The following is a 23322-nucleotide window of genomic DNA, read 5'->3' as shown; positions in this document are numbered from 1 at the left end:
CCCGCGCCTATTTCACAACCGCTTCACCGGGCAACGCGAAGCCATAACGAGCCAGCACGGCGCGCGCGGAAGGCGTGCGCAGGTAATCTGCAAAGCGATGAGCCAAGGCGCTGTTCGCCGCACGCCGGGTAATGATGAAACCTTGTTCCAGCGGTTGATGCAGGGTGTCCGGTATCAGCCAATATCCGCCTTGGCTTGCCAGCGGCGGGCTTAACGCCAGGGATAAGGCAATGAGGCCCACCTGCGCATTGCCCGTCTGCACAAATTGCGCGGCCTGCGCGATGTTCTCGCCATACACCAGCTTAGGGGCGATCTGTGGCCACACATCCGCCGCACGCAGCGCTTCTTCCGCCCGCTGACCATAGGGCGCGTGCTGCGGATTGGCGATGGCGATGCGCGTGATTTGCGGGTCCGTCAAGCTGGCCAGCGTCATCTTTGCGGCATCACGATGTGCACTCCATAACACCAGGCGTCCCACCGCATAAGGCGTGACATCAGAGGCCGCAAACCCGTTTTTTGCCAACGTGCGCGGCAAGGCAATGTCCGCAGAAAAATACAGGTCAAACGGCGCACCCTGCTGAATCTGCGTAAAGAATTTGCCGGAGGAGCCATAAGTCACCGCCACCTCGTCTGTGCTGGGGTTCAGCGGGAATGCGGCGATCATTTCATCCAGGGCGAATTTGAGATCGGCTGCCGCAGCGATGGTTATTTTTTCAGCATGTGCCGGGAGGGAAAGGGAAAGCAACAGAACACTCATCCATGCGAGGCATTTTGAAACACGCCTTAATAAACATGGGAGGCACATTTTGAAAATGCTCATGTCGCTTCTGAACGCTCACCCTGCGAGGGCAAGAGTGTCAGTTATCGCCGTATTTTCTGTGTCGTTTTTTTCTTGCTGCTGCAACGCCCACATCTGCGCATACAGCCCGCCTTGATCAAGCAGAGCGCGATGCGTGCCGCGCTCAATAATACGGCCGGCATCCAGCACCAGAATTTCATCGGCATTCATCACCGTGGACAGCCGATGCGCGATGATCAACGTGGTGCGCCCAAGAGCGGCCAGATCGAGTTCGGCCTGAATGGCTTTTTCTGTTTTCGAATCCAACGCAGAAGTGGCTTCATCAAAAATCAGGATGGGTGGATTTTTGAGCAGGGCGCGGGCAATCGCCACGCGCTGTTTTTCACCACCCGAAAGTTTCAGGCCCCGCTCGCCCACGCGCGTGTTGTAGCCCTCAGGCAGGCGCTCGATAAATTCGTGAATGTGCGCTGCTTGTGCAGCGGCAAGCACTTCGGCGCGCGGCGCATCCGGGCGGCCATACTGGATGTTGTAAAAAATCGTGTCATTGAACAGCACCGTATCTTGCGGCACGATACCGATGGCGGCGCGTAACGAGATCTGCTGCAAGGCGCGCAAATCGTTGCCGTTAATCGTGATGCCGCCGGAATCAACATCATAAAAACGGAATAGCAAACGGGCCAGCGTGGACTTGCCCGAGCCGCTGTGACCCACCACAGCCACCGTCTTGCCAGCGCCGACTTTTAACGACATATCAAACAGAATCTGCCGCGCCGGGTCGTAACTGAAATTAACGTGATCAAATTCAATCGCGCAAGGCGCCATCTTGCTATCCGCAAACAAAGGCCGCGCGTCGGGCGCGTCGCGCACTTCGCGGTTGGTGTCGAGCAAAGCGAACATGCGCTCGATGTCGGTGAGCGCCTGGCGAATCTCGCGATAGAGCACGCCCAGGTGATTCAGCGGCAGGTAGAGCTGAATCAGGAAGGCATTCACCAGCACGATGTCGCCCACCGTCATGCGCCCCGCGGCCACACCGTCTGCGGCGCGCCACATCATCAGGCTGACGCCAGCGGCGATAATGAGTGACTGGCCGAGGTTAAGCCAGGAGAGCGAAATCTGGCTCTTGATCTGCGCGGCCTCCCATTTTTTCAACTGCTCGTCGTAGCGGGTGCGCTCCCATGCTTCGTTGTTGAAATACTTCACCGTCTCGAAATTAATCAAGCTATCCACCGCACGCACATTGGCTGCGGAATCCAGCTCGTTCACCGTGCGCCGCAGATGCGTGCGCCAGTTGCTGACAACTACGGTAAAGGTGACATAAGCAAGCAAGGTGATGAACGTGATGAGGCCGAAATCCCACCTGTAGCGATAAAGCAAAATGCCCAGCACCAGCGCAATTTCAACGAACGTCGGCAGGATGGAATACAGCGTGTAGCTGATGAGCGAACTGATCGAGCGCGTGCCACGCTCGACATCGCGCGTGAGCCCTCCCGTTTGCCGCTCCAGATGAAAGCGCAGCGAGAGCGCATGCAGATGCTCGAAGACTTGCAAGGCAATGGTGCGCACTGCCTGTTGCGTGACGCGGGCGAAAAGAATTTCGCGCAGCTCGGAAAACAGCGCGGTAGAAAACCGCAGCGCGCCGTAGGCGGCGAGCAGGCCGACCGGCACCAAAAGGTAAGCCTGCTCGCGCGGCAAGGTAAAAGAATCGATGATGTCTTTGAACACCAGCGGTACAGCAATGTTGGTGAGCTTTGCGGTAATCAGGCAGACCAGCGCAAAAATCACCCGCGCCTTCCATGCCCACAAATAAGGCAGCAAGGTTTTGATCGTGTGCCAGTCGCGACGCGTGGCTGGCAAGGCGGCAGGCAGTGAAATAGAAGATCGGCGCATAGGTAGAGTGTAGCGTGTAACGTGTGCCCTCAATACGCTGACCAGCGATACGCGCAGATCGCCGGGCCAGCGAGCGCAGGCATTGCAATTAAAGGTGACAACTGCGCGTTGCGGCCACGAAACTACGCGCGGGTGAGTGCAGCCACCATCGGCTCTATTGGCACGAGGCGCTTGCTACCATCGGCATTGAGTGCAACGTACACCAGCTGCGCTTCAGTCACTTTGACGATCACCGGGTCTTCGGGGTGGCGTTCTGCAAACACCTGCACATCCACCGCGATGGACGTGTGTCCGACACGGATAATCTGCGTATAAAAGCTCACTTGATCGCCCACAGAAATCGGCTGCTTGAAAGTAAATGAGGTAACCGCCACAGTCGCCACTCGCCCGCGGGCGCGACGTTGCGCGGCAAACCCCCCGGCAATATCCACCTGCGCCATCACCCAGCCACCAAAAATATCGCCCGCGCCATTGACATCCGAAGGCATAGGCACCACGCGTAGCTCAAGTGTGCCCTGTGGCGAAGCGAGTAAATTTTCATTAACTTTCGTTGCAGTTGTCATAGCGGCTTCCTTGTGGCTGATTGCGATCATTCATTGAGCCGCCAGTATACAAGGTGGTGCCTGGCATGTCGGGCCTCCGGCTTGTACTGCCCCTGTACCTCTGCTGGCACTCCTATTAACTCGCTCAGCGATGCTCAATCCCTGAAAGCGACACCCGTATAAAGATAAGTCAGCAATCGCGGGCCGGGGGAAAAGCGCTGCGTCAGGCGATCGATCCTGAATCCAGCCGCTTGCAGTAAAGCAGGCATCTCGCGGTTAAGGTGGCATCCACCCGCGACAGCCTTCCAATAGGGCGTGATGCGATCTTGCCAGCGCCGCACGTTGTGCTCCGGCGCTGCCCCGTGCTCCAAAAACAATAAGCGCCCGCCGGGCGCAAGCACACGATAAACTTCTTTGAGTGCAGCACCGATATCAGGAATAGTACATAGCGTGTAGGTGGACACCACACAATCAAAGCTGTGATCCTGCATCGGAATGCGCTCGGCTGAAAGCGGCATGGGCAAAATAACCAGCCCCGCCGCCTTGGCCCGTTGCTCTGCTTTGGGATGTAGCCCTGGGTCAAGCCCGCACAGACAGGTTAATTTTTCCGGCTGGTAATACGGCAAATTACGTCCCGTCCCCATGCCGATTTCCAGCACCCGGCCTGAAGCTTCGGGCAAGAGGTCGATGCGACCCCGCTCAAAAGTCGGCAAGCCACACGCAAAGTCAATGACGTGCGGTAAAACGCAAGTATCGTAAAAATGTTTCATGGGCGCTGGCTAAAAAGTCGGCACCCCAAGGGGACTTCCTTCGGGGCGCACTGGTGAGACGGCATGGAGAGACAATGAGGCGCTCACTCCGTGTCGGGATGCTGTGCGCGGTAATTCATCGGGCCGCCGGTATAAGGCGCGAAACCAGTGCCGAAGATGACACCGGCATCGGCGAGGTCAGCATCTTGCACCACGCCTGCGGCCACCCGCCCGGCCGTGGCGGCAAGCAGCGGTTTGAGCAATCGTTGCATCAAGCCGGCAGCACTGACACCTGCGACACCTGCCGCCGTTTTTTGCGCCTTCCCTGCCACCCACACATAAAAACCCTGCCCGCTCTTTTTGCCCAGGTGACCAGCGGCCACCAGTTCACCCAGTTTCTTTGGCTGTATCTCAGCGGCAACCAACTGTCGACCCACGGCGAGTGCGATATCCAGGCCCACGGTATCAGCCAATTCAATCGGCCCCATGGGCATGCCAAAAGCGAGTGCAGCAGCATCGATGGTTTCTGGCGCAATACCTTCATCCACGCAGCGCATGGCTTCATTCAGGTAAGGCGCCAAGACGGCATTCACTAAAAAACCTGGCGCGTCTTTCACGGGCAGTGGCAACTTGTCTATCTGGCGCACGAAGGCTGCGGCCTGTTGCGCGGTAATGGTTGAGGTAGTGTCACTTGCCACGACTTCGACAAGTGACATCTGCGCCACGGGATTGAAGAAATGTATGCCCGCCAGCCGCGCCGGCTGTTGCAGCGCGAGAGCAATGTCCACCAGCCGCAGCGACGAGGTGTTGGATGCCAGCAGCGCCTCCGGCTTGGCGCGGCGTTCGATCTCGGCAAACAGTTTTTGCTTGGCTTCCAGGTTTTCAAAAATGGCCTCGATGATGACATCAGCCTGGCGCACACCGTCGCCATGCGCATCCGCAATGAGCCGGTCAAGCGCAAAATGCGCAGCCGTTTTATCGCGCAGCTTTTTCTCGAACAGCAACGCCGCGCGGGCAATGGCCGGGGCGATGCGTTCCACGCTTTGATCCTGCAAGGTGACCGTCAGGCCGGACAAGGCGCACCATGCGGCAATGTCACCGCCCATGACGCCCGCGCCAACCACATGCACATGGCGAGGTGCAAAGTTCGCGGCTTCTTTTCCAAAACCCTTGAGTCGTTCTTGCAAGAAAAACACGCGCAGCAGATTTTTTGTAGTGGGCGACGTAATCAGCGCGTCAAGCGAGGTGACTTTTTCCGCCGGCACGGCCAGCGCATTGCCACTGTGGTGCGCCCACATGTCGAGAATGGCATACGGCGCGGGATAGTGTTCCGGCCGTGCGCGACGGGCGACTTGTTTTCTTGCCTGCGCGGCGACGATGCGCTTCAAGGGGCCATTCAACAAGCGTTGCAGCAATGGCAATGCGCACGGCGACCGGCCGGAATTCACTAATATGCGGGCAGCATTGTCCATCACGCGCGGCGGCACGCAGACATCCACCAAGCCCATTTTTTGCGCGCGTCGCGCATCGATGCTTTTTCCCGTCAGCATCATGTCCAGCGCGGCAGCAGCACCGACTTTTTGCGGCAGACGCAACATGCCGCCCCAACCAGGCACAATGCCCAGCATCACCTCGGGCAGAGCGATTTTGGTTTGCGCTTCATCCACCGCAATGCGGTAGCGACAAGCCAGCGCCAGCTCGGTGCCTCCGCCCAGGCAATGCCCGCGAATCAGCGCCAGCGTGGGGTAAGCCACAGTCGCCAGACGGTTATATAAATCCCAGCCGCGTTTGATCAGCGCATGGGCTGCCACGCCTGAATCGAGCCGGGCTAATTCTTCGATGTCCGCTCCGGCGATGAAGCCCGTCGCTTTCCCGGATTTGAAAATCAGCGCCTTGGGTGGCTCGCGGTCGCATTCATCAAGCAGCGCGGCGAGCTCAGCCATCACCTCGGCAGTCAGCACATTGGTGGATGTGTCTTTTCGATCAAGAATCGCCCAAGCCGTGCCGTCGGCATCGCGTTCCAGTTTCCAGTGTATGAGGTTCATCAAAGTGCCTCCACCAAAACTGCGCCGCCCTGCCCGCCACCGATGCAAATCGTGGCGATGCCGCGCTTCTTTTTCTCGCGGCGCAAGACATGTAACAGATGCAACACGATGCGTGCACCCGATGCGCCCACCGGGTGGCCGAGCGCAATGGCACCGCCATCAACATTGATCTTGGATTGGTCGATCTGCCCCATGGCATGCGTCAAACCAAGTTCGCTGCGGCAATACTCATCATCATTCCATGCGCGCAAACAGCCCAGCACTTGCGCGGCAAAGGCTTCATTGATCTCCCATGCGTCGATGTCACTCAACTGCAAACCGTGGCGTTGCAGAATCGGCGTTGTCGCATGCACGGGACCCAGCCCCATCAGCGCCGGGTCCAGCGCGGCCCATTGTGTATCCACAATGCGGCCGATCGGTTGCAGCTTCCATTGCTCTACCGCAGCGGCAGAAGCCAGCACGAGCCAGGCCGCACCATCCGTGATTTGCGAGCTGTTGCCTGCGGTGACAGCACCATACGTGCGATCGAAAAAAGGTTTCAGGCGTGCCAGATTTTCCATGCTCGAATCACGCCGCACGCCATCGTCATTTTTATACACCGTGCCATCGACACCAATCAGCGGCACAATTTCGTCAAGGTGACCGGCGTCCTGCGCGGCGGCCAAGCGACGATGGCTCTCGACGGAATAGGCATCCATCTCCTGCCGTGTGATACCAAATTTCCATGCCAGATTTTCCGCCGTCTGGCCCATCATCAGGCCGACCACCGGGTCGGTGAGGCCGCGCTCAATACCGATCACCGGTGAGAGCAGCGCACTCGGCCGCAGGCGGAGAAACAGCTTCAACTTCCCGCCAAAGCTGCGCGCTGCACTCATGTCCGAAAACCACTGCACCATGGGGATGGAATAAAGCAGCGGGGTGCGCGACAGCGCATCGACACCACCGGCCAGCACCAGGCTGGCACGTCCGCGCTGGATATTGGCAATCGCCGAATCAATCGCCTGCATGCCGGAGGCGCAATTGCGCATCACCGTCCAGCCAGGCACTTTATTGCCGCAACCCAGGCGCAGCGAAATAACGCGGCCGATGTTGGTTTCATCCACGCCAGGGCTGGCGCAGCCAATGATGACTTCATCCAGTGCATCGGGTGCGAATGCCTGCCGCGCCAGCAGTGCGCGACCAGAGAGCGTGGCCAGATCGGAAGCAGAAAACGGCCCCGGCCTGTTGCGCGATTTTAGAAACGGTGTGCGTGCGCCATCGATGATGTAAATCGGTTCATTGGTCATCATGCCTCCTCCTGCGCATCGCGCAGGGCTATGAAAAAGCTTGTATGCCTGTCTGTGCGCGACCCAAAATCAATGCGTGCACATCGTGTGTGCCTTCATACGTATTCACTACTTCCAGATTCACCATGTGGCGGATGACGCCAAATTCATCCGAGATACCGTTACCACCCAGCATATCCCGCGCGACGCGGGCGATATCCAACGATTTGCCGCACGAATTGCGTTTCATCATCGAGGTGATTTCTGGCGATGCCACGCCGTCGTCTTTCATGCGGCCCAGCCGTAAACAGCCTTGCAGGCCCAGCGTGATCTCGGTTTGCATGTCGGCCAGTTTTTTCTGCACCAGTTGATTCGCGGCCAGTGGGCGACCAAACTGGTGACGATCCAGCACATATTGCCGCGCGCGGAACCAGCAGTCTTCCGCCGCGCCGAGCGCGCCCCAGGCAATGCCGTAACGCGCCGAGTCAAGGCAGGTAAATGGCCCCTTGAGGCCGCTGACATTGAGCTCGTTTTCATCCGGCACGAACACCTCATCCATGACAATCTCGCCAGTGATTGACGAACGCAGCCCGACCTTGCCGTGGATAGCCGGCGCCGACAAACCGGGCATGCCTTTTTCGAGAATGAAGCCTTTAATAATGCCCTCATCATTCTTCGCCCAGACCACAAACACATCGGCAATCGGCGAGTTGGTGATCCACATCTTGGCGCCCGACAGACGAAACCCGCCGGCGACTTTTTTCGCACGGGTAATCATCGAGCCGGGGTCGGAGCCATGATTCGGCTCGGTCAGGCCAAAGCAGCCGATCCATTCGCCACTGGCCAGTTTGGGCAGATACTTTTGCTTTTGTGCTGCGTTGCCAAATTCATTGATCGGCACCATGACGAGTGACGATTGCACACTCATCATCGAGCGGTAGCCCGAATCAACGCGCTCGACTTCGCGCGCAATCAGGCCATAGCTGACATAGTTCAATCCCGCGCCGCCATATTCCGTGCCTATTGTCGCGCCGAGTAAACCCATCTCGCCCATCTCGCGGAAGATGCCGGGGTCGGTGGTTTCATTACGGAAGGCCAGCTGGATGCGCGGCGCCAGCTTGCCCTGGCAATAGTCGCGAGCGGCGTCGCGCAGCAGACGCTCGTCTTCGGTCAATTGTCCATCAATCAGTAGCGGGTCGTCCCAGCTAAATTTGGCGGCAGGTTTGGCAACATCGGTGCTCATTCGTTATGTCCTTAACCTTAAAAATCGTTCATTCTAATCGTGCGCTGCCACAGAAAAATCCGACGGAAAATCATCCACACGAATCACCTTGTCGCGCAGATCGTAGCGGTGTGCAATTAGCGCGGCTTCTTCAAGGGTCAAAATACCTGTCTGCTGCGCCTGATGCAGGCATTCGCGCTCATTATTCGCCGCGTTGTTTGCCGTGTCACCAGCGCCGACTTTCCCAGCCTTTTCGGCTGCGCGCAGTTTGGCCTCGGCGGGCTCTGCTGCGCGCGTCGCCTCCAGCGCCAGTTCGATGACACCCACGGCATCGTTAATGGCTTCGGCCTCATTTTGCGGCAGATACATGCCGGCAGTCAGCCGGTCGCGCGTGACAGAAGGTTCGATCAGGCACTTCGCCACGTCATGCCCCAGTGCATCAGCTGGCACCACATACGGGCGGCCGAGCGGAAAAATAATCCGCGCCAGAAACCAGGCGACGGCCTTGTTTGGAAAATTGGCGAGCACGCCTTCAAACGCATTCTGCGCCTTGAACATCGCATCCCAGATCGCCCAATGCACCAGCTGCGCATCAGCAGCCTGACGGCCTTCGTCTTCATAGCGCTTGAGCGTGGCCGAGGCGAGATACATCAGCGACAAAATATCGCCCAGCCGCGCGGAGAGCTTCTCACGACGTTTCAAGCCACCGCCCAGCACCAGCATAGCCACGTCGGAAAGAAACGCAAACGCGGCTGAAAAGCGGGTGAGCTGCTGATAGTAGCGCTTCGTTTCCGGTGCCATATTTTTTGGCACGCTCGCGAAATGCGAACCGGTGAGCCCCAACCACACAGCCCGTAGCGCGTTGCCAATCGCAAACCCGAGGTGGCCAACCAGCGCCGCATCGAATGCACGCAAACCGGCCCGCGCATCCTCATTTTGCGCTGCCTGCATTTCGCGCAGCACATACGGATGGCAACGGATCGCGCCCTGGCCGAAGATGATGAGGCTGCGTGTGAGAATGTTCGCGCCTTCAACGGTGATGGCGATGGGAATCTGTTGATACGCGCGCCCCATGAAGTTGCCGGGGCCAAGGCAAATGCCCTTGCCGCCGAGGATATCCATCGCATCATTCACCACCTGACGCGCGCGTTCGGTGACGTGGTATTTGACAATCGCTGAGGCCACCGATGGATGTTCGCCCAGATCGACCGCGCCTGCGGTCATCATCCGCGCCGCGTCCATCAGGTAAGTGTTGCCACCCATGCGCGTCAGCGCTTCTTCGACGCCTTCAAATTTGCCAATCGCCAGATTGAACTGGCTGCGCACGCGCGCATAGCCGCCGGTGGCGCGCACGGCCAACTTGGCTATGCCGGTGCTTGTCGATGGCAGTGAGATCGCCCGTCCTGCCGCCAGGCATTCCATCAGCATGCGCCAGCCCTGGCCGGCCCTCTGCGGCCCGCCGATGATCCAGTCCAGCGGCATGAACACATCTTCGCCCGAGTTCGGCCCGTTCTGAAACACCGCATTCAACGGCCAATGACGGCGGCCGATATTCACGCCGGGATGATTGCTCGGTACCAGCGCGCAGGTAATGCCAATGTCTTCAACTTCGCCCAGCAGATGATCCGGGTCGTGCAGATGAAAGGCCAGGCCGAGGAGCGTACACACCGGCCCCAGCGTGATGTAGCGCTTCTCCCAGGTGACGCGCATGCCGATGACCTGCTGCCCCTGCCATTCGCCCCTACACACGATGCCGGTGTCAGGAATCGCGGCGGCGTCTGAACCGGCATGCGGATTGGTCAGCGCGAAGGCTGGGATTTCAAGCCCTTTGGCCAGGCGTGGCAGATAGTAGTTTTTCTGTTCTTCCGTACCATAGCGCAACAGCAACTCGGCTGGCCCCAGCGAATTGGGCACCATGACAGAAACCGCCGCTGCGGAAGATCGTGTGGACAATTTTTGCACCACCTGCGAGTGCGCATAGGCCGAGAATTCCAGCCCGCCATAGTGACGTGGAATGATCATGCCGAGAAAACCCTTGTCCTTGACGAACTGCCAGGCGGCGCGGGACAGATCGTGGTGAACCTGCGTCGCCTCCCAGTCATTGGTCAGGCGACACAACTCCGCGCATTCGTTATCGAGAAAAGATTGCTCGGCGGGCGTGAGCTTCGGTGCTGGATAAGCCAGCAATTTTTCCCACTGCGGCTTGCCCGAAAACAGCTCGCCTTCCCACCACACCGTGCCCGCTTCAAGCGCATCGCTTTCGGTTTGCGACATCATAGGCAGAATTTTTTTGTATAGCGCAAACACCGGGCCGGTGATCACCAGCCGCCGTAGGCCGGGTAAGCCAAACACGGCAATAACGATTACCCCAATAGAGATAAACAGCAGCCAGAACATGATCTTCTCCTCCAGACCAAGACCGCCGACGGAAAACCCGTCGGCGGTTTTTAGGCTAAGACTGGGGCAGAACTAACTAGCTGTCAAGCAAACAGGAAGGGCGTCAGTCGGTCGCGGTCTCATCAGCGTCAGCACTATGCTTGCTCTGCACTACCTTCGGGTCGCCTGCGGGAACTTTTTGATCCAAGTCGCGCAATACGCGAAACAGCTCGCGGTAGGCGCGTGGCGGTTTGTTTTGTTGTGCTTCTTTTAGCGCGTTGCGGCGTAGCTGGCGCAGATGCTGGATGTCGGCTTGAGGATAATCACGGGCGATGTCGCTGCACACCGATTCATCTTCCATGAGCTGGGTGCGCAGGCGTTCGAGTTGCTGTTGCCGCAACGTTGCCACCGTCGATACACCCTTGATTTCATCCATCGCGGCCTGCAAGGGTGCGGCTTCAATATCGCGCATGATTTTGCCGATATATTGCAGTTGCCGACGCTTGGCTTCGTGTTTGGTGAAGCGTTGCGCATCATGAATGGCATCCTTCAGGCGCTCGGGCATGTCAATCTTTTTCAGCCGCTCTGGCGACAGGACAACGAGCTCAGCGCCCAGTTTTTGCAGGGCTGTCATCTCGCGCTTGAGCGCCGATTTACTCGGCCCGAGCACTTCTTCCTCATCTTCGGGCGCGCTATATGTCATGTGTTGTTGCTCCCGCTGTTGTTCGCTTGTTTTAGGGTATCCACGGTTATCATTATAGCTTCGTCACTCGTTCACTCGAAGGGTTCTCGCATGTCGCACAGTCCAGAAACGGATTCAACCTTTAGCTTCTCGCAAGAAGCGTTACGCACCTTGGCGCAAAGCGTGCTCGATCATGCTGCAAAAAATGGCGCCACCGCTTGTGAGGTGGATGTTTCCGAAGGGTTTGGTCAGTCAATCAGCGTGCGTCGGCAAGCGGTTGAAACCATCGAGTACAACCGTGATAAAGGCTTGGGCGTCACGGTGTATCTTGGCCAGCGGCGCGGCCATGCGAGTAGTTCTGATTTTTCGCCTGCGGCGGTGGAAGACACAGTGAAAGCCGCGCTCTCTATCGCCCGATTTACAGCGGAAGATGATTGCGCCGGGCTGCCCGATGAAAAATTGCTGGCAAAAAAATCCATGGATCTTGATCTTTTTCATCCGTGGGTCATTCCGGTGCATGAGGCCATTGCTTTGGCGCAGCGCTGCGAACAAGGCGCATTTGATGTGAGCCCGCAAATCACGAACTCTGAGGGTGCGACAGTTTCCGCGCAACAATCTCATTTCATTGCTGCCAACAGCCTGGGCTTCATGGATGGCTTTGCCAGCACGCGGCACTATGTATCGTGCTCGGTGATTGCAGGCAGTGGCGACGATATGCAGCGCGACGACTGGTACACCTCCAGCCGCAATGCGCACGATTTTTCATCGATTGAGCGCATTGGCGATTACGCGGCGCGCCGTGCGTTATCACGGCTTGGCTCACGCAAATTATCCACCCGTAAATGCCCGGTGATTTTTGAAGCGCCGCTAGCAACCGGCTTGATCGGAAATCTCACCTATGCTTTATCTGGCGGTGCGCTGTATCGCAAAACATCGTTCCTGCAAAACAGTTTGGGACAGAAAATATTCCCGGATTTTGTCAACATCAGCGAACGGCCACACATCAAAGGAGGCATTGCTTCTTCAGCATTTGACGATGATGGCGTGGCCACGCATGATCGCGAGCTGATCAAAGGTGGTCAGGTGCAAGGTTATTTGCTTTCCACGTATTCAGCCCGCAAACTCGGCATGCAAACTACGGGCAACGCAGGCGGTGCGCATAACCTGCGCGTGGCGCCCGGGCAACATAACCTGGCCGGGCTGTTGCGCGAGATGGGCCGCGGCCTGCTGGTGACCGAACTCATGGGCCAGGGTGTGAATTACGTCACCGGCGATTATTCACGCGGCGCAGCAGGCTATTGGGTAGAAAATGGGCAAATCGCTTACCCCGTGGCAGAAATTACCATTGCCGGCAACCTGCCGGAGATGTTCGCCAATGTTGTCGCGATTGGTAACGATATCGATGCACGCGGCTCAAAACACGTGGGCTCGATATTGATAGGCCAGATGATGGTGGCAGGCAGCTAGCGCGACTAACGCGCAATGAAAAGCCGGCGCTGGTGGCACGGTGAAAAAAACCGCGCCCGGATGTGACGACTGCGCTTGGACGAACATTAGCTTTAGGCTATGTGACCCTCTGAATTCGGCATCTACGGTCATTCAACGCGCTCAAGAATCCGGCTTTTGCCTGGCAACTTTTCAGCGCTCACTGGCCAATCGAAAAATCCACATAATTTCGGACGGTCTCAACTGACGGGATGATTACGAGCGGCTAACGCTCTCCTAATTATTGATCGCTATCTTTCAAGTCACGCGAATATCCGCGTGACTTGAAAGATAGCGATCATCATGCAACGCAAAATCTATCTGGCGACTCTGGTCGCGCTTTCTGTAACCGCCATCAGCAGCGTTTACGCTGCCAAGACCATCGAAAACGATGCTTTGGCTGTTGAAGCCGCAAAAATCAGCCTGACACAAGCCGTCACCACTGCCGAGCAGCATGTCGGCGGCAAGGCTTCCCGTGCCGAATTCGAGAAGCACAAGGGCCAGTGGGTCTTCGATGTCGAAGTTGTGAACGGCAAGAAAGTCATGGACGTGAAGGTTGACCCGACAAGCGGCAAAGTCATCAAGGCCGTCGAGGACAAATCCGATCACGACGATGACCATGACCACGCTGATTGACTGGCTCGGTCATTGCCGCAATGCCGGGGCGGCGCCACTGCCCCGGTTTGTCGCTTGAACTGAAACCGGCTCCCCATAAAGCCCACGGAAGAATCCCAATGAAGATACTTGCACGCGACGATGCAATGCAGATGCTGAACAAGGTACTGGAGGTCACCCTCTACTTCTGGATCATCAGGATTATGGCCACCACAGTCGGCGAAACGGGAGCCGGTTTTCTCAATTTCGACTTGAGCTTCGGGTTGAACGGGGCAACCATCGTCATGGGTGCCCTGCTGGCGATGTTCATGTTCATGCAGCTTCGGGCGAAAATATGTGCCGTGGCGTCCTTCTGGATTGCCTACATCCTGACCTGCCCACTTGGCGCATCGTTTGGTGACTATCTGTCACAACCCGTTGCCAATGGCGGCCTCGGTCTGGGTGCGGTAATCACCAGCATGATTTTTCTATCGATCATTGCGGGTCTGGTGATTTACTTGACTGTCAACCGAAAGGATACGCAGGGACAAGCGGCAAGCGATACTATCCATTCAATCTAAGCTTGACCTAAATGCAGCGGCCGATAACAGAGTGGTTGAGCTTAAATCACGCTAATTTTGCCTTGTTGTTTGGTGGGCTGATCGCCGCCACGGCGTCATGAACTGTCAAAAAGAAAGAAACCGTATGAACAATACTTCCGAAAACACGTTGAGCAAGGTTCCAGAGGTTACTCTGATCTTCTGGCTCATCAAGATCGCTGCAACGACACTGGGTGAAACCGCAGGTGATGCCGTGTCGATGTCAATGAACCTGGGTTATCTGCTTGGAACCGCCATTTTTGCCGCGATCTTTTTGGTTGCCGTGATTGCCCAAATTAAGGCAGAGGGCTTCCACCCATTTCTCTACTGGACAACCATCATCGCAACGACAACAGTCGGAACGACGTTGGCGGACTTTGCAGACCGCTCTCTTGGAATCGGTTATGCAGGGGGATCGTCGCTATTATTTGCCCTGTTGATAGCCTCGTTGGCCATCTGGTATCGGTCACTCGGTTCGGTATCAGTCGATACCGTTAGCTCTCCAAAGGCCGAGATGTTCTATTGGGTGACGATTATGTTTTCCCAAACCCTGGGCACCGCACTTGGCGATTGGACAGCCGACACGGCAGGGCTTGGCTATGGGGGAGGCGCCATAGTATTCAGCGCTCTGCTGGCGCTTGTTGCTGCGGTGTATTACTGGACAACGCTATCTCGCACCCTATTGTTCTGGTCTGCATTCATTCTCACGCGCCCCCTGGGTGCTGTGGTTGGTGATTTTCTTGACAAGCCTGTTGATTCGGGTGGGTTGGCATTGAGTCGCTATTCGGCCTCGGCGGTACTTCTGGTCTTTATCGTGCTCTGTATCATGTTCTCCCGACAAAGTGCGGCAAAAAAAGGGCATTGATACAACACGAAACTATCTGACTTACTTGATCAGGAACTCATATGGAACATTTCAATCAAGCGCTGTTTCTTCTTCTCAACGCTGCACCTGGGAGCGCCGGCATCATCGTCGGCATAGCGAACTTTATGGCGGAAGATCTGATCTGGATCGTGCCGGTGGGGTTGATCCTGGGCTGGCTGTATGGCACCACAGCAAACCGACAGATATTGGTCGCGGCCATGGTTTCTGGTTTGGCGGGCTTGCTCATCAATCAGATCATCGGCTGGGTCTGGTATCACCCCCGTCCCTTCGAAGTTGGAATCGGCCAGACATTGATCCCACATGTTCAGGACAGTTCGTTCCCGAGCGACCATCTGACCTTTGTCTGGGCTATTGCGTTCAGCCTGCTGAGGCATGAACAATCTAGGCTCGCCGGCTGGGCGCTCGCTGTATTGGGCGTGCCGGTGGCATGGGCGCGCGTTTATCTGGGCGTCCATTTCCCGCTGGATATCCTCGGTGCCGTGCTTGTCGCTTTGAGTGGTGTCTGGCTGATCTCGTGGCAAGAACATCACTTTATCGAACTGTTGATGCGCCCGCTGCTGCGAATCTATCAGACGTTATTTGCCGGATTGATTCGGAGAGGTTGGGTGCGACAATGAACCGTTCTGGATGCCGAGACTATTGATGCGTATTCTATTGATTGAAGACGACCGCATGATTGGCGAGGCCGTGTCCGTGGCGCTGCACGATGCCGCCTATGCCGTGGACTGGGTGCAGGATGGGGTTGCGGCCGGCAGCACGCTGGAGCATGGTGAGCACCAGGCCGTGCTGCTCGATCTGGGCCTGCCCAAGCGCGACGGGTTGGAGGTGTTGCGCAAGCTGCGCGCCAGCGGCAGCCGGTTGCCAGTGATCGTCATTACTGCTCGAGATGCGGTAGAGGATCGGATCAAGGGTCTGGATTTCGGCGCCGACGATTATCTCGCCAAACCCTTCGACGTGAATGAACTGCTCGCCCGGCTGCGGGCAATCATCCGCCGCCGGAGTGGACAGGCTGCGCCGCTGCTCGCCAACGGTCAGGTGAGTCTCGATCCGGCAACCCGCGAAGCGCGTTGCGGCGATGTCGTGGAATTCCTGAGCGCACGCGAGTTTGCCCTGTTGCATGCGCTGCTCCTGCGTCCCGGCGCGATACTCACCCGTGCCGAACTGGAAGAACACATCTACGGCTGGAACGAAGAAGTGGAAAGCAATGCGGTTGATTTTCTGATCCACGGCGTGCGCAGGAAACTCGGCGCCGATACCATCAAGAACGTGCGCGGTGCCGGCTGGATGGTGGAGAAGCCGCAATGAACGTTCGATTATCTGTCATGGGCCTCGTTGCCTTGGGGGTTGCCGGTTGCGCGAGTTATGCGCCCAAGCCGTTGCCAGTTCACATGTCTCTACCGCAATCCGCCGCCGCCATTTCAGTGGCCCCGGCGCAACTACCGTTCCGCGAACTGTCCTCGCACCCCTTCAATGCCGCCGACGGTCTGGACATGACCGAGGTGGCGATGCTGGCGGTGGCCAACAATCCCCAGCTCCGGCAGGCGCGCGACGGCTTGGGCATCGCCCGCGCCCAGTCCTTTGCCGCAGGCCTCTTGCCCGACCCGCAACTGGGCGTTACCTTCGACCACCCTACGAACGGCACGGCGGGCAATATCAACGCCTTCAACTTCAACCCGAGCTACGACGTGAACGCCCTGCTGCTACGCTCCTCCCGCGTCGGCGCGGCGACAGCGGACGAACGTCGGGTGAACCTGGAACTCTTGTGGCAGGAGTGGCAGGTGGTGAGCCAGGCCCGTTTACTGTTCACCCGTCTCACGGCACAGCAAGCCTTGCTGGAGCGCTTGCAGGCTGTCCATGATCTGCTGCGGCAGCGTTACCAGGCCAGCCAGCGGGCGCTGGCCGCGGGCAATCTCACCCTGGATGCCGCAAGCGCCGAGCTGGCCGCCCTGCAAGCCGTCGAACGGCAGATCAACGAGCTTGAACGCAGCCGCCTGCAAAACTGCGCGAGCCTCAATGCCCTGCTCGGCCTGGCAGCCGATGCATCGCTACAACTCGCAGACGAACCCGGGCAGGCTGAGATCGATGCCGCCGCCGTGCGCGCCAATCTGGAACGACGCCTGAACAAGCGCCCGGATTTGCAGGCCCTGCAAGCCGGCTACCGCTCACAGGAAGAGAAATTCCGTGGCGCGGTGCTGGCGCAGTTCCCAGCGTTGAGCGTTGGGCTCACTCGCGCCCGCGACACCAGCGGGCTTTATACGCTCGGCTTCGGTCTGAGCCTGAGCTTGCCGATTTTCAATGCCAATCGCGGCAATATCGCCATCGGGAAAACCACGCGCAAAAAGCTGTTCGACGAATATCAGGATAGACTCAACAGCGCCTACAGCGAAGTTGATACAGCCCTTGCCAATCTGCCCTTGCTGCAGGAACAGTTGCGGCGCACCCATGCGGGTGAGGCCGACCTCGAGACCGTGGCACGCCGCGCCGCAGCCGCGTATCGCGCCGGCAACATGACCGCGCCCGACTATGTCCGGTTGCAAACCGCGCTACTCGATAAACAGACCGAAACCATCAATTTGCAAGAAGCGCTGACAGAGCAGCGGATCGCCCTGGAAACTCTGCTCGGCCCCGATTTACCAGAACAAAACAGGAACACCCAATGATGCGTCGTGCAATGTTGATCTTGAGTCTGCTGCTGGGCGCAAGCCCGGTTTTTGCTGCGGACGCGCCCAGCGTGCTTGTGGAGACCGTGGCGCTCAAAGAACAGCCAATGACCGATACCGTGTCGGGCTATGGCGTCGTATCACCGGACACACGCAGCCTGCAAACCATCAGCCTGCCCCGTTCCGGCCAGGTCGTGAGCCTGCTGGTGAGCGCCGGGCAAGTGGTGAAAAAGGGCGCCCCACTGCTGGAGTTCGGCACCAGTGCGGATGCCGCAATGAGTTACCAGCAGGCGCGCCAGACCATGGATTTCGCGCAAGGCGAAACGGCACGTATCGAACAATTGGTCGGCCAGCAACTAGCCACCCAGTCGCAGCTCGCAGCGGCGAAAAAAGGCCTGGCGGATGCCGAGGCCAACTTGCGCGCACTGGAAAGAATCGGCGCGGGCCAATCGGTAGAGCGGGTCGTCGCGCCGTTCGACGGCGTGGTAGCAGCGGTGCAGGCGGCACGGGGCGATCGGCTGGCAGCGGGCGCACCGCTGCTGCAATTGGCGCGGGCAGGGGAACAGCGCGTGCTGTTGGGAGTGGAGCCGGACGATGTGATACGCATTCGCCCCAGCATGGCCGTCAGGGTAAATCCGGTGTTCAGCGCCGGGCTCAAGATGACCGGGCGGGTCGCGCAGGTGTTCGGCATGATCAATCCGCAAACCCAATTAGTAGACGTGTTAGTGGAAATCCCCGGCGACGGGTTGATGCCAGGCACACGAGTGCGCGCGGAAATCGAAGTCGCCCGACAAAGCCTGTGGGTCGTGCCGCGTTCGGCAATATTACGCGATGCCCATGGCGCCTATTTATTTCAAGTGGCAGAAGGCAAAGCACGCCGGATCAATGTACAAACTGGATTGGAACAAGAGGGCATGATCGCCGTGCAAGGTTCCTTCGACGCCAAGCAACAAGTGGTGAGTCTGGGAAACTATGAGCTGCGCGATGGCATGGCGGTGCGCCGGAGCAGACCATGAGTTTTACCGGGTGGATGCAAAGCCATCGTCGTTCAATATTATTCCTGCTGGTATTGCTAGCGCTGGCAGGCGCGCTGGCGGCGTTCAGGCTGCCAGTGACCCTGTTCCCCACAGTGGATTTCCCTCGCGTGGTGGTGTCGCTGAATGCGGGCGACCGCCCCGCCGATCTGATGATGCTGGCCGTGACCCAGCCGGTGGAGGAAGCGGTGCGGCGCGTGCCGGGCGTGCGCGACGTGCGCTCCACCACCAGCCGGGGCTCGGCGGATGTGTCGGTGAACTTCGACTGGGGCATCGACATGGGATTGGCGACCTCGCAGATCAATCAGGCGATCACCCAGATCCTGCCGAATCTGCCGCCGGGCACCCAATTGGTGACCAAGCGTATGGACCCGACGGTGTTCCCGATTCTGGCCTACAGCCTGACTTCTGCGACCCAGTCGCAAACGGTTCTCTATGATCTCGCGCAGTATCAGTTGCGCCCTTTGCTTTCCAGTATCAACGGCGTGGCGCGCATCCAGGTGATCGGCGGCGCAGAGGAGGAATACCAGGTCACCGTGGATCCGGCGCGGCTGATGGCTTACGGGCTTACGCTCGGCGACGTCGCGCAGGCGTTGAGTGCAGCCAACGTGGTCACCGCCGTGGGGCGGCTGGAGGACCAATACAAGCTGTATCTGGAAATAGCTGATACCCGGCTGAAAACCATTCGGCAAATCAGTGACACCATCATCAAAAGCGGCAACAACGGCATCGTGCGACTGGAAGACGTGGCGCTGGTGAGCGACGGCGTGGTGCCGCAATGGACCAAGGTCAATGCCGACGGCCGTCCGGCGGTCCTGTTCAATATCTACCAGCAGCCCGGCAGCAACAGCGTGCAAATCGCCCGCGACGTGCACGCGAAGCTCGTAACCTACCGTTCGCAATTGCCTCCCGGCGTCAAGCTTGCGAACTGGTACGATCAAAGCGTGCTGGTGGTAAATTCCGCCGCCAGTGTGCGCGACGCCATTCTCATAGGCATCGGGTTGGCGGTGCTGGTGTTATTTGCCTTCCTGCGCAATCTCAAGATCACTCTGATTGCCACCGTGGTGGTACCGACCGTACTGGCGGCGACGGTGGTGTTGCTCTATGCCTTGGGCATGAGCTTCAACATCATGACTCTGGGCGGCATGGCGGCGGCGGTAGGGCTGATCATCGACGACGCCATTGTCATGATCGAGCACATTGTGCGGCGTCTGCGCGGTGCCAGCGGCGAACACCACGGCCGGGTCATGACCGCCACCATGGAATTCATGCGCCCCCTGGCGGGCTCGTCGGCATCCACCATTGTCATCTTCTTGCCGCTCGCGTTTCTCACCGGCGTGACTGGCGCATTTTTCAAGGCGCTGTCGCTGACCATGGCAGCAGGGCTGATCATCTCCTTTTTCGTCACCGCGTTGGCGGTGCCGCTCTTGGCAGATCATTTTCTCAACGAGAAAGACGCCGACCAGAAAGAAGGCGGACGCATGACTGCCTGGATGCACCGTCGCTACGAAGCCTTGATGCAGCGTGTGCTCTCGCGGCCACCGCTGGTCCTTCTGTTCATCGTGCCTTTGCTGGCCGCGGGCTTTCTGGCCTTCAACCAGGTAGGCTCTGGTTTCATGCCGGCCATGGACGAGGGTGGTTTCATCCTGGATTACCGCTCCGAACCGGGCACCTCGCTCACCGAGACCGACCGTCTGTTACAGCAGGTGCAGGCCATCATCAAAGCCAACAAATATGTGGATACCTATTCACGCCGCACGGGTACCCAATTAGGTGGAGGCCTTACCGAGGCCAACGAGGGCGATTTCTTCGTACGCATGAAAGCGGGCCAGCGTCCGCCCATCGAGACAATGATGGACGATATCCGCAGCCAGGTCGAAACCCAGGTGCCCGGCCTAAAGATTGAGCTGGCGCAACTGATGGAGGACGTCATCGGTGACCTTACCTCGGTACCGCAGCCGATCGAAATCAAGCTGTTTTCCGATAATCAGGAGGAACTGCAAGCCACCGCAAGAAAGGTGGTGGAAAAGATCAGCCGCATATCCGGCGTCGTGGACACCCGCGACGGCATCAACCCTGCCGGCGATGCGCTGGAAATCCACGTGGATCGTGTGAAAGCCGCGCTGGAAGGAATGAACCCGGACAGCATCACGCAGATACTCGGCGGCTACTTGTCCGGCATGGTCACGACGCAAATGCAGAACGGGCCGAAATTGGTCGGCGTGCGGGTGTGGACCCCGCAGGACCAGCGCACCATCGTGCTGGATGTGGGCAAGCTGTTGATCCGTGCCCCGGATGGGCATGTGTTTCCGCTGAAACGGGTGGCACAGATCGCCCCGATAAGCGGGCAGCCTCAGATCAAGCGCGAGAACCTCAAGCGCATGGTGGCGGTGGCCGGTCGCATCAGCGGGCGTTCCATGGGGCCGGTGATCGCCGACATCCAGAAAGTGATGGCGACACCGAACCTGCTGCCCAAGGGCATGTATTACGAACTGGGTGGCCTCTACAAGCAGCAGCAAATCGCCTTCCGGGGTTTGATGGCGGTATTCGCCGCCGCCGTCGGGCTGGTGTTCCTGTTGCTCCTGTTCCTGTATGAGAGTTTCCGTATGGCACTGGCGATTTTGGCGATACCGTTGCTGGCCGTGTCGGCGGTGTTTGTGGGTTTGTGGCTGGCCGACATCGAACTCAATATCTCGGCGATGATGGGCATGACTATGATTGTCGGCATCGTCACCGAGGTCGCCATTTTCTACTTTTCCGAGTACAACGACCTGATCAAAGACAAGCCGTTCCACCTTGCCCTGATCGAAGCAGGCAAGAACCGCATGCGACCCATCGCCATGACCACGCTGGCCGCCATCCTCACCCTTCTGCCGCTGGCCTTCGCCATTGGACAGGGCTCCGCCATGCAGCAACCGCTGGCAGTGGCCATCATTTCCGGGTTAGTGGTGCAATTGCCGCTAGTATTGCTCGTCATGCCCGTGCTGTTTAGCATTCTGGAACGGAGATCCCATGGGGCGGGAACGCCTGACCAAAGCAACGATTTTCCCGGCAAACCCTAACTCTGGGCTAATTTTCGCGGCGTAGAGTAATCATCACGGTGGACGCCAATGCGCTTGCCCGATTTCAATCAACTCTATAGGAGCATCATCATGGCAACATCGAAGAAACACGTAATAACCTTGCTGGGCTTGGTTCTGACGGTGGCCGCAGCCAACGCGTTCGCCTACACGGGCCAGAAATTCGCCGGGGAGGCCAAAATCAGCATGGAACAGGCCCGGGTAATTGCCCTCAAGGCCCATCCAGGTAAAATTACCGATGAGGAACTGGAGCAGGAGAAGGGTGGCAGCAGCCTGCGCTATTCCTTCGACATTAAGCACGGCAAGATTACGCAGGAGGTTGGTGTGGACGCCAAAACCGGCGACGTGCTGGAAAACGCACCGGAAGGTCCTAACGCGGACTAAGCGCCTAAGCGGAGAATACCCCCGTTCCTCGTTGTGAGTAACAGAGGCTTTTCTTTGGGCCTCAAAGCCATATAAGGAGAGAACGATGCTGATCAAAATACGCGAGCTAAAACTCAACCTCGGCACCCACGCGGTATTGCGGGATGTCAACCTGACACTGCAGAAAGGTCAGATATATGCCCTGCTCGGGCCCAATGGTGCGGGAAAAAGCACCACCATTTCAGTCGTCACCGGGCTACGGGCGCCTACAGCCGGATCGGTCAGGGTGCTGGGCCTCGACCCTGCGGTCGATGCGCTCCACCTGCACAGCCGGATCGGCGTGCTGGCGGAGCAGACCGGGTTCTATGACTGGATGAGCGCCGGCGACTACCTGCTCTGGGTTGCCCGCCTGTATCAAAAGAACCAGGACAAAGCCGAAATCACCCGCCTGTTGGGCCGGGTCGGCCTGGAGGGTCAAAGTCCCGCGCCGATCGGCACCTATTCCCGCGGCATGCGGCAGCGGCTCGGCCTGGCCCGTGGCTCATCAATCAACCCGAATTGCTGATCCTGGACGAGCCCACCAACGGTCTCGATCCGCGCGGACGCCGGAAATCCACGACGTGCTGCTGGGGATGGATATCATTAGCAAATCCAAATGGCTGGTGGGGCGAGGGAGGTGGTGGAGTTCCACCATGAAAAGTTCGACGGCAGTGGTTACATGAAGGGGCTGAAGGGGAAGGAAATCCCGTTGAATGCACGAATCTTCGCTATTGTCGACGTGTTCGACGCGCTCACCTCAAAGCGTCCCTACAAGGAGCCCTTCGGTTTCGAGGAGGCAATGGACATCCTGCGGCACGACAGCGGCAGTCGCTTCGACCCTGAACTGCTGCTTATCTTCTGCGGCATTGCCTATTCCCTTTACCAGGAGGCCAGCCACACCGAGGACAGCACGCTAGAGGCATTGCTGAACCGATTGGTCAGAAAACATTTTCTCAATGGTTAACCCGGATATTTCACGACAGATCCGGGTAAGCTCGGTAACAATTATCAGGTA

At 58.2% G+C, this 23322-nt stretch carries 21 protein-coding genes; 12 read left to right on the top strand and 9 right to left on the bottom strand.

All coding sequences use genetic code 11. From position 1 onward, the window contains the following. Positions 1–7: 7 nt before the first annotated feature. The 9 genes from modA to yjgA all read right to left on the bottom strand — a co-directional run bounded on the left by modA (position 8) and on the right by yjgA (position 11588). Positions 8–757: a molybdate ABC transporter substrate-binding protein gene (gene modA / locus PG1C_RS02060; RefSeq protein ID WP_237218252.1), complete on the bottom strand. Its 750-nt coding sequence runs from the start codon at positions 755–757 to the stop codon at positions 8–10. A 78-nt stretch (positions 758–835) separates the two neighbouring features. Further along, positions 836–2686, bottom strand: a complete 1851-nt coding sequence (locus PG1C_RS02055) for an ABCB family ABC transporter ATP-binding protein/permease (RefSeq protein ID WP_202635786.1) — start codon at positions 2684–2686, stop codon at positions 836–838. A gap of 122 nt (positions 2687–2808) precedes the next feature. Continuing rightward, complete coding sequence (locus PG1C_RS02050; protein ID WP_202635785.1) at positions 2809–3249, bottom strand: acyl-CoA thioesterase; 441 nt, start codon at positions 3247–3249, stop codon at positions 2809–2811. A gap of 134 nt (positions 3250–3383) precedes the next feature. Further along, positions 3384–3998 (bottom strand): class I SAM-dependent methyltransferase, encoded by a 615-nt coding sequence (locus PG1C_RS02045; protein ID WP_202635784.1) that lies wholly within the window; start codon positions 3996–3998, stop codon positions 3384–3386. A gap of 83 nt (positions 3999–4081) precedes the next feature. Continuing rightward, positions 4082–6022: a 3-hydroxyacyl-CoA dehydrogenase NAD-binding domain-containing protein gene (locus PG1C_RS02040; protein WP_202635783.1), complete on the bottom strand. Its 1941-nt coding sequence runs from the start codon at positions 6020–6022 to the stop codon at positions 4082–4084. Then, positions 6022–7311 (bottom strand): acetyl-CoA C-acetyltransferase, encoded by a 1290-nt coding sequence (locus PG1C_RS02035; RefSeq protein ID WP_284431780.1) that lies wholly within the window; start codon positions 7309–7311, stop codon positions 6022–6024. Before PG1C_RS02035 ends, PG1C_RS02040 begins: the two co-directional genes overlap by 1 nt. A gap of 25 nt (positions 7312–7336) precedes the next feature. Continuing rightward, positions 7337–8530 (bottom strand): acyl-CoA dehydrogenase, encoded by a 1194-nt coding sequence (locus tag PG1C_RS02030; RefSeq protein WP_202635782.1) that lies wholly within the window; start codon positions 8528–8530, stop codon positions 7337–7339. A gap of 33 nt (positions 8531–8563) precedes the next feature. After that, a complete protein-coding gene (locus tag PG1C_RS02025; protein ID WP_202635781.1) occupies positions 8564–10906 on the bottom strand; it encodes an acyl-CoA dehydrogenase in 2343 nt (780 codons plus the stop codon). 103 nt (positions 10907–11009) lie between these two features. Then, positions 11010–11588, bottom strand: coding sequence for a ribosome biogenesis factor YjgA (yjgA, locus tag PG1C_RS02020; RefSeq protein ID WP_202635780.1), 579 nt, complete (start codon positions 11586–11588; stop codon positions 11010–11012). 90 nt (positions 11589–11678) lie between these two features. On the opposite strand from yjgA, the gene pmbA reads away from it, so the two are divergent. The 12 genes from pmbA (at position 11679) to PG1C_RS01960 (ending at position 23271) form a co-directional block, all read left to right on the top strand. Next, positions 11679–13034, top strand: a complete 1356-nt coding sequence (gene pmbA, locus PG1C_RS02015) for a metalloprotease PmbA (RefSeq protein WP_202635779.1) — start codon at positions 11679–11681, stop codon at positions 13032–13034. Positions 13035–13355: 321 nt separating this feature from the next. Then, complete coding sequence (locus PG1C_RS02010; RefSeq protein WP_202635778.1) at positions 13356–13688, top strand: PepSY domain-containing protein; 333 nt, start codon at positions 13356–13358, stop codon at positions 13686–13688. 98 nt (positions 13689–13786) lie between these two features. Next, on the top strand, positions 13787–14227 hold the full coding sequence (locus tag PG1C_RS02005; protein WP_202635777.1) for a COG4705 family protein: 441 nt from the start codon (positions 13787–13789) through the stop codon (positions 14225–14227). A 124-nt stretch (positions 14228–14351) separates the two neighbouring features. Further along, positions 14352–15110, top strand: coding sequence for a COG4705 family protein (locus PG1C_RS02000; RefSeq protein WP_202635776.1), 759 nt, complete (start codon positions 14352–14354; stop codon positions 15108–15110). Between the two features lie 41 nt (positions 15111–15151). Beyond that, on the top strand, positions 15152–15748 hold the full coding sequence (locus PG1C_RS01995) for a phosphatase PAP2 family protein (protein ID WP_202635775.1): 597 nt from the start codon (positions 15152–15154) through the stop codon (positions 15746–15748). Between the two features lie 25 nt (positions 15749–15773). Further along, entirely contained in the window at positions 15774–16436 is a 663-nt protein-coding gene (locus PG1C_RS01990; RefSeq protein ID WP_202635767.1) for a response regulator, read from the top strand. Next, positions 16433–17791: a TolC family protein gene (locus PG1C_RS01985; protein ID WP_202635774.1), complete on the top strand. Its 1359-nt coding sequence runs from the start codon at positions 16433–16435 to the stop codon at positions 17789–17791. Before PG1C_RS01990 ends, PG1C_RS01985 begins: the two co-directional genes overlap by 4 nt. Further along, positions 17788–18807 carry an efflux RND transporter periplasmic adaptor subunit gene (locus PG1C_RS01980; protein WP_202635773.1) on the top strand — a complete coding sequence of 340 codons (1020 nt, stop codon included), beginning with the start codon at positions 17788–17790 and terminating at the stop codon, positions 18805–18807. The genes PG1C_RS01985 and PG1C_RS01980 overlap by 4 nt, the downstream gene beginning before the upstream one ends. Next, positions 18804–21887: an efflux RND transporter permease subunit gene (locus PG1C_RS01975; RefSeq protein WP_202635772.1), complete on the top strand. Its 3084-nt coding sequence runs from the start codon at positions 18804–18806 to the stop codon at positions 21885–21887. Before PG1C_RS01980 ends, PG1C_RS01975 begins: the two co-directional genes overlap by 4 nt. Positions 21888–21977: 90 nt before the next feature. Next, on the top strand, positions 21978–22289 hold the full coding sequence (locus PG1C_RS01970; RefSeq protein ID WP_202635771.1) for a PepSY domain-containing protein: 312 nt from the start codon (positions 21978–21980) through the stop codon (positions 22287–22289). Positions 22290–22374: 85 nt separating this feature from the next. Next, positions 22375–22833: an ATP-binding cassette domain-containing protein gene (locus PG1C_RS01965; protein ID WP_202635770.1), complete on the top strand. Its 459-nt coding sequence runs from the start codon at positions 22375–22377 to the stop codon at positions 22831–22833. Positions 22834–22923: 90 nt separating this feature from the next. Further along, entirely contained in the window at positions 22924–23271 is a 348-nt protein-coding gene (locus PG1C_RS01960; RefSeq protein ID WP_202635769.1) for an HD-GYP domain-containing protein, read from the top strand. Positions 23272–23322: the final 51 nt, after the last annotated feature.

Origin of the sequence: Rugosibacter aromaticivorans, from assembly GCF_000934545.1 — a bacterium.
Taxonomy (GTDB): Bacteria; Pseudomonadota; Gammaproteobacteria; order Burkholderiales; family Rhodocyclaceae; genus Rugosibacter; species Rugosibacter aromaticivorans.
The sequence above is the reverse complement of the archived record's forward strand: the minus strand, read 5'-3'. Positions and strand labels throughout refer to the sequence as shown.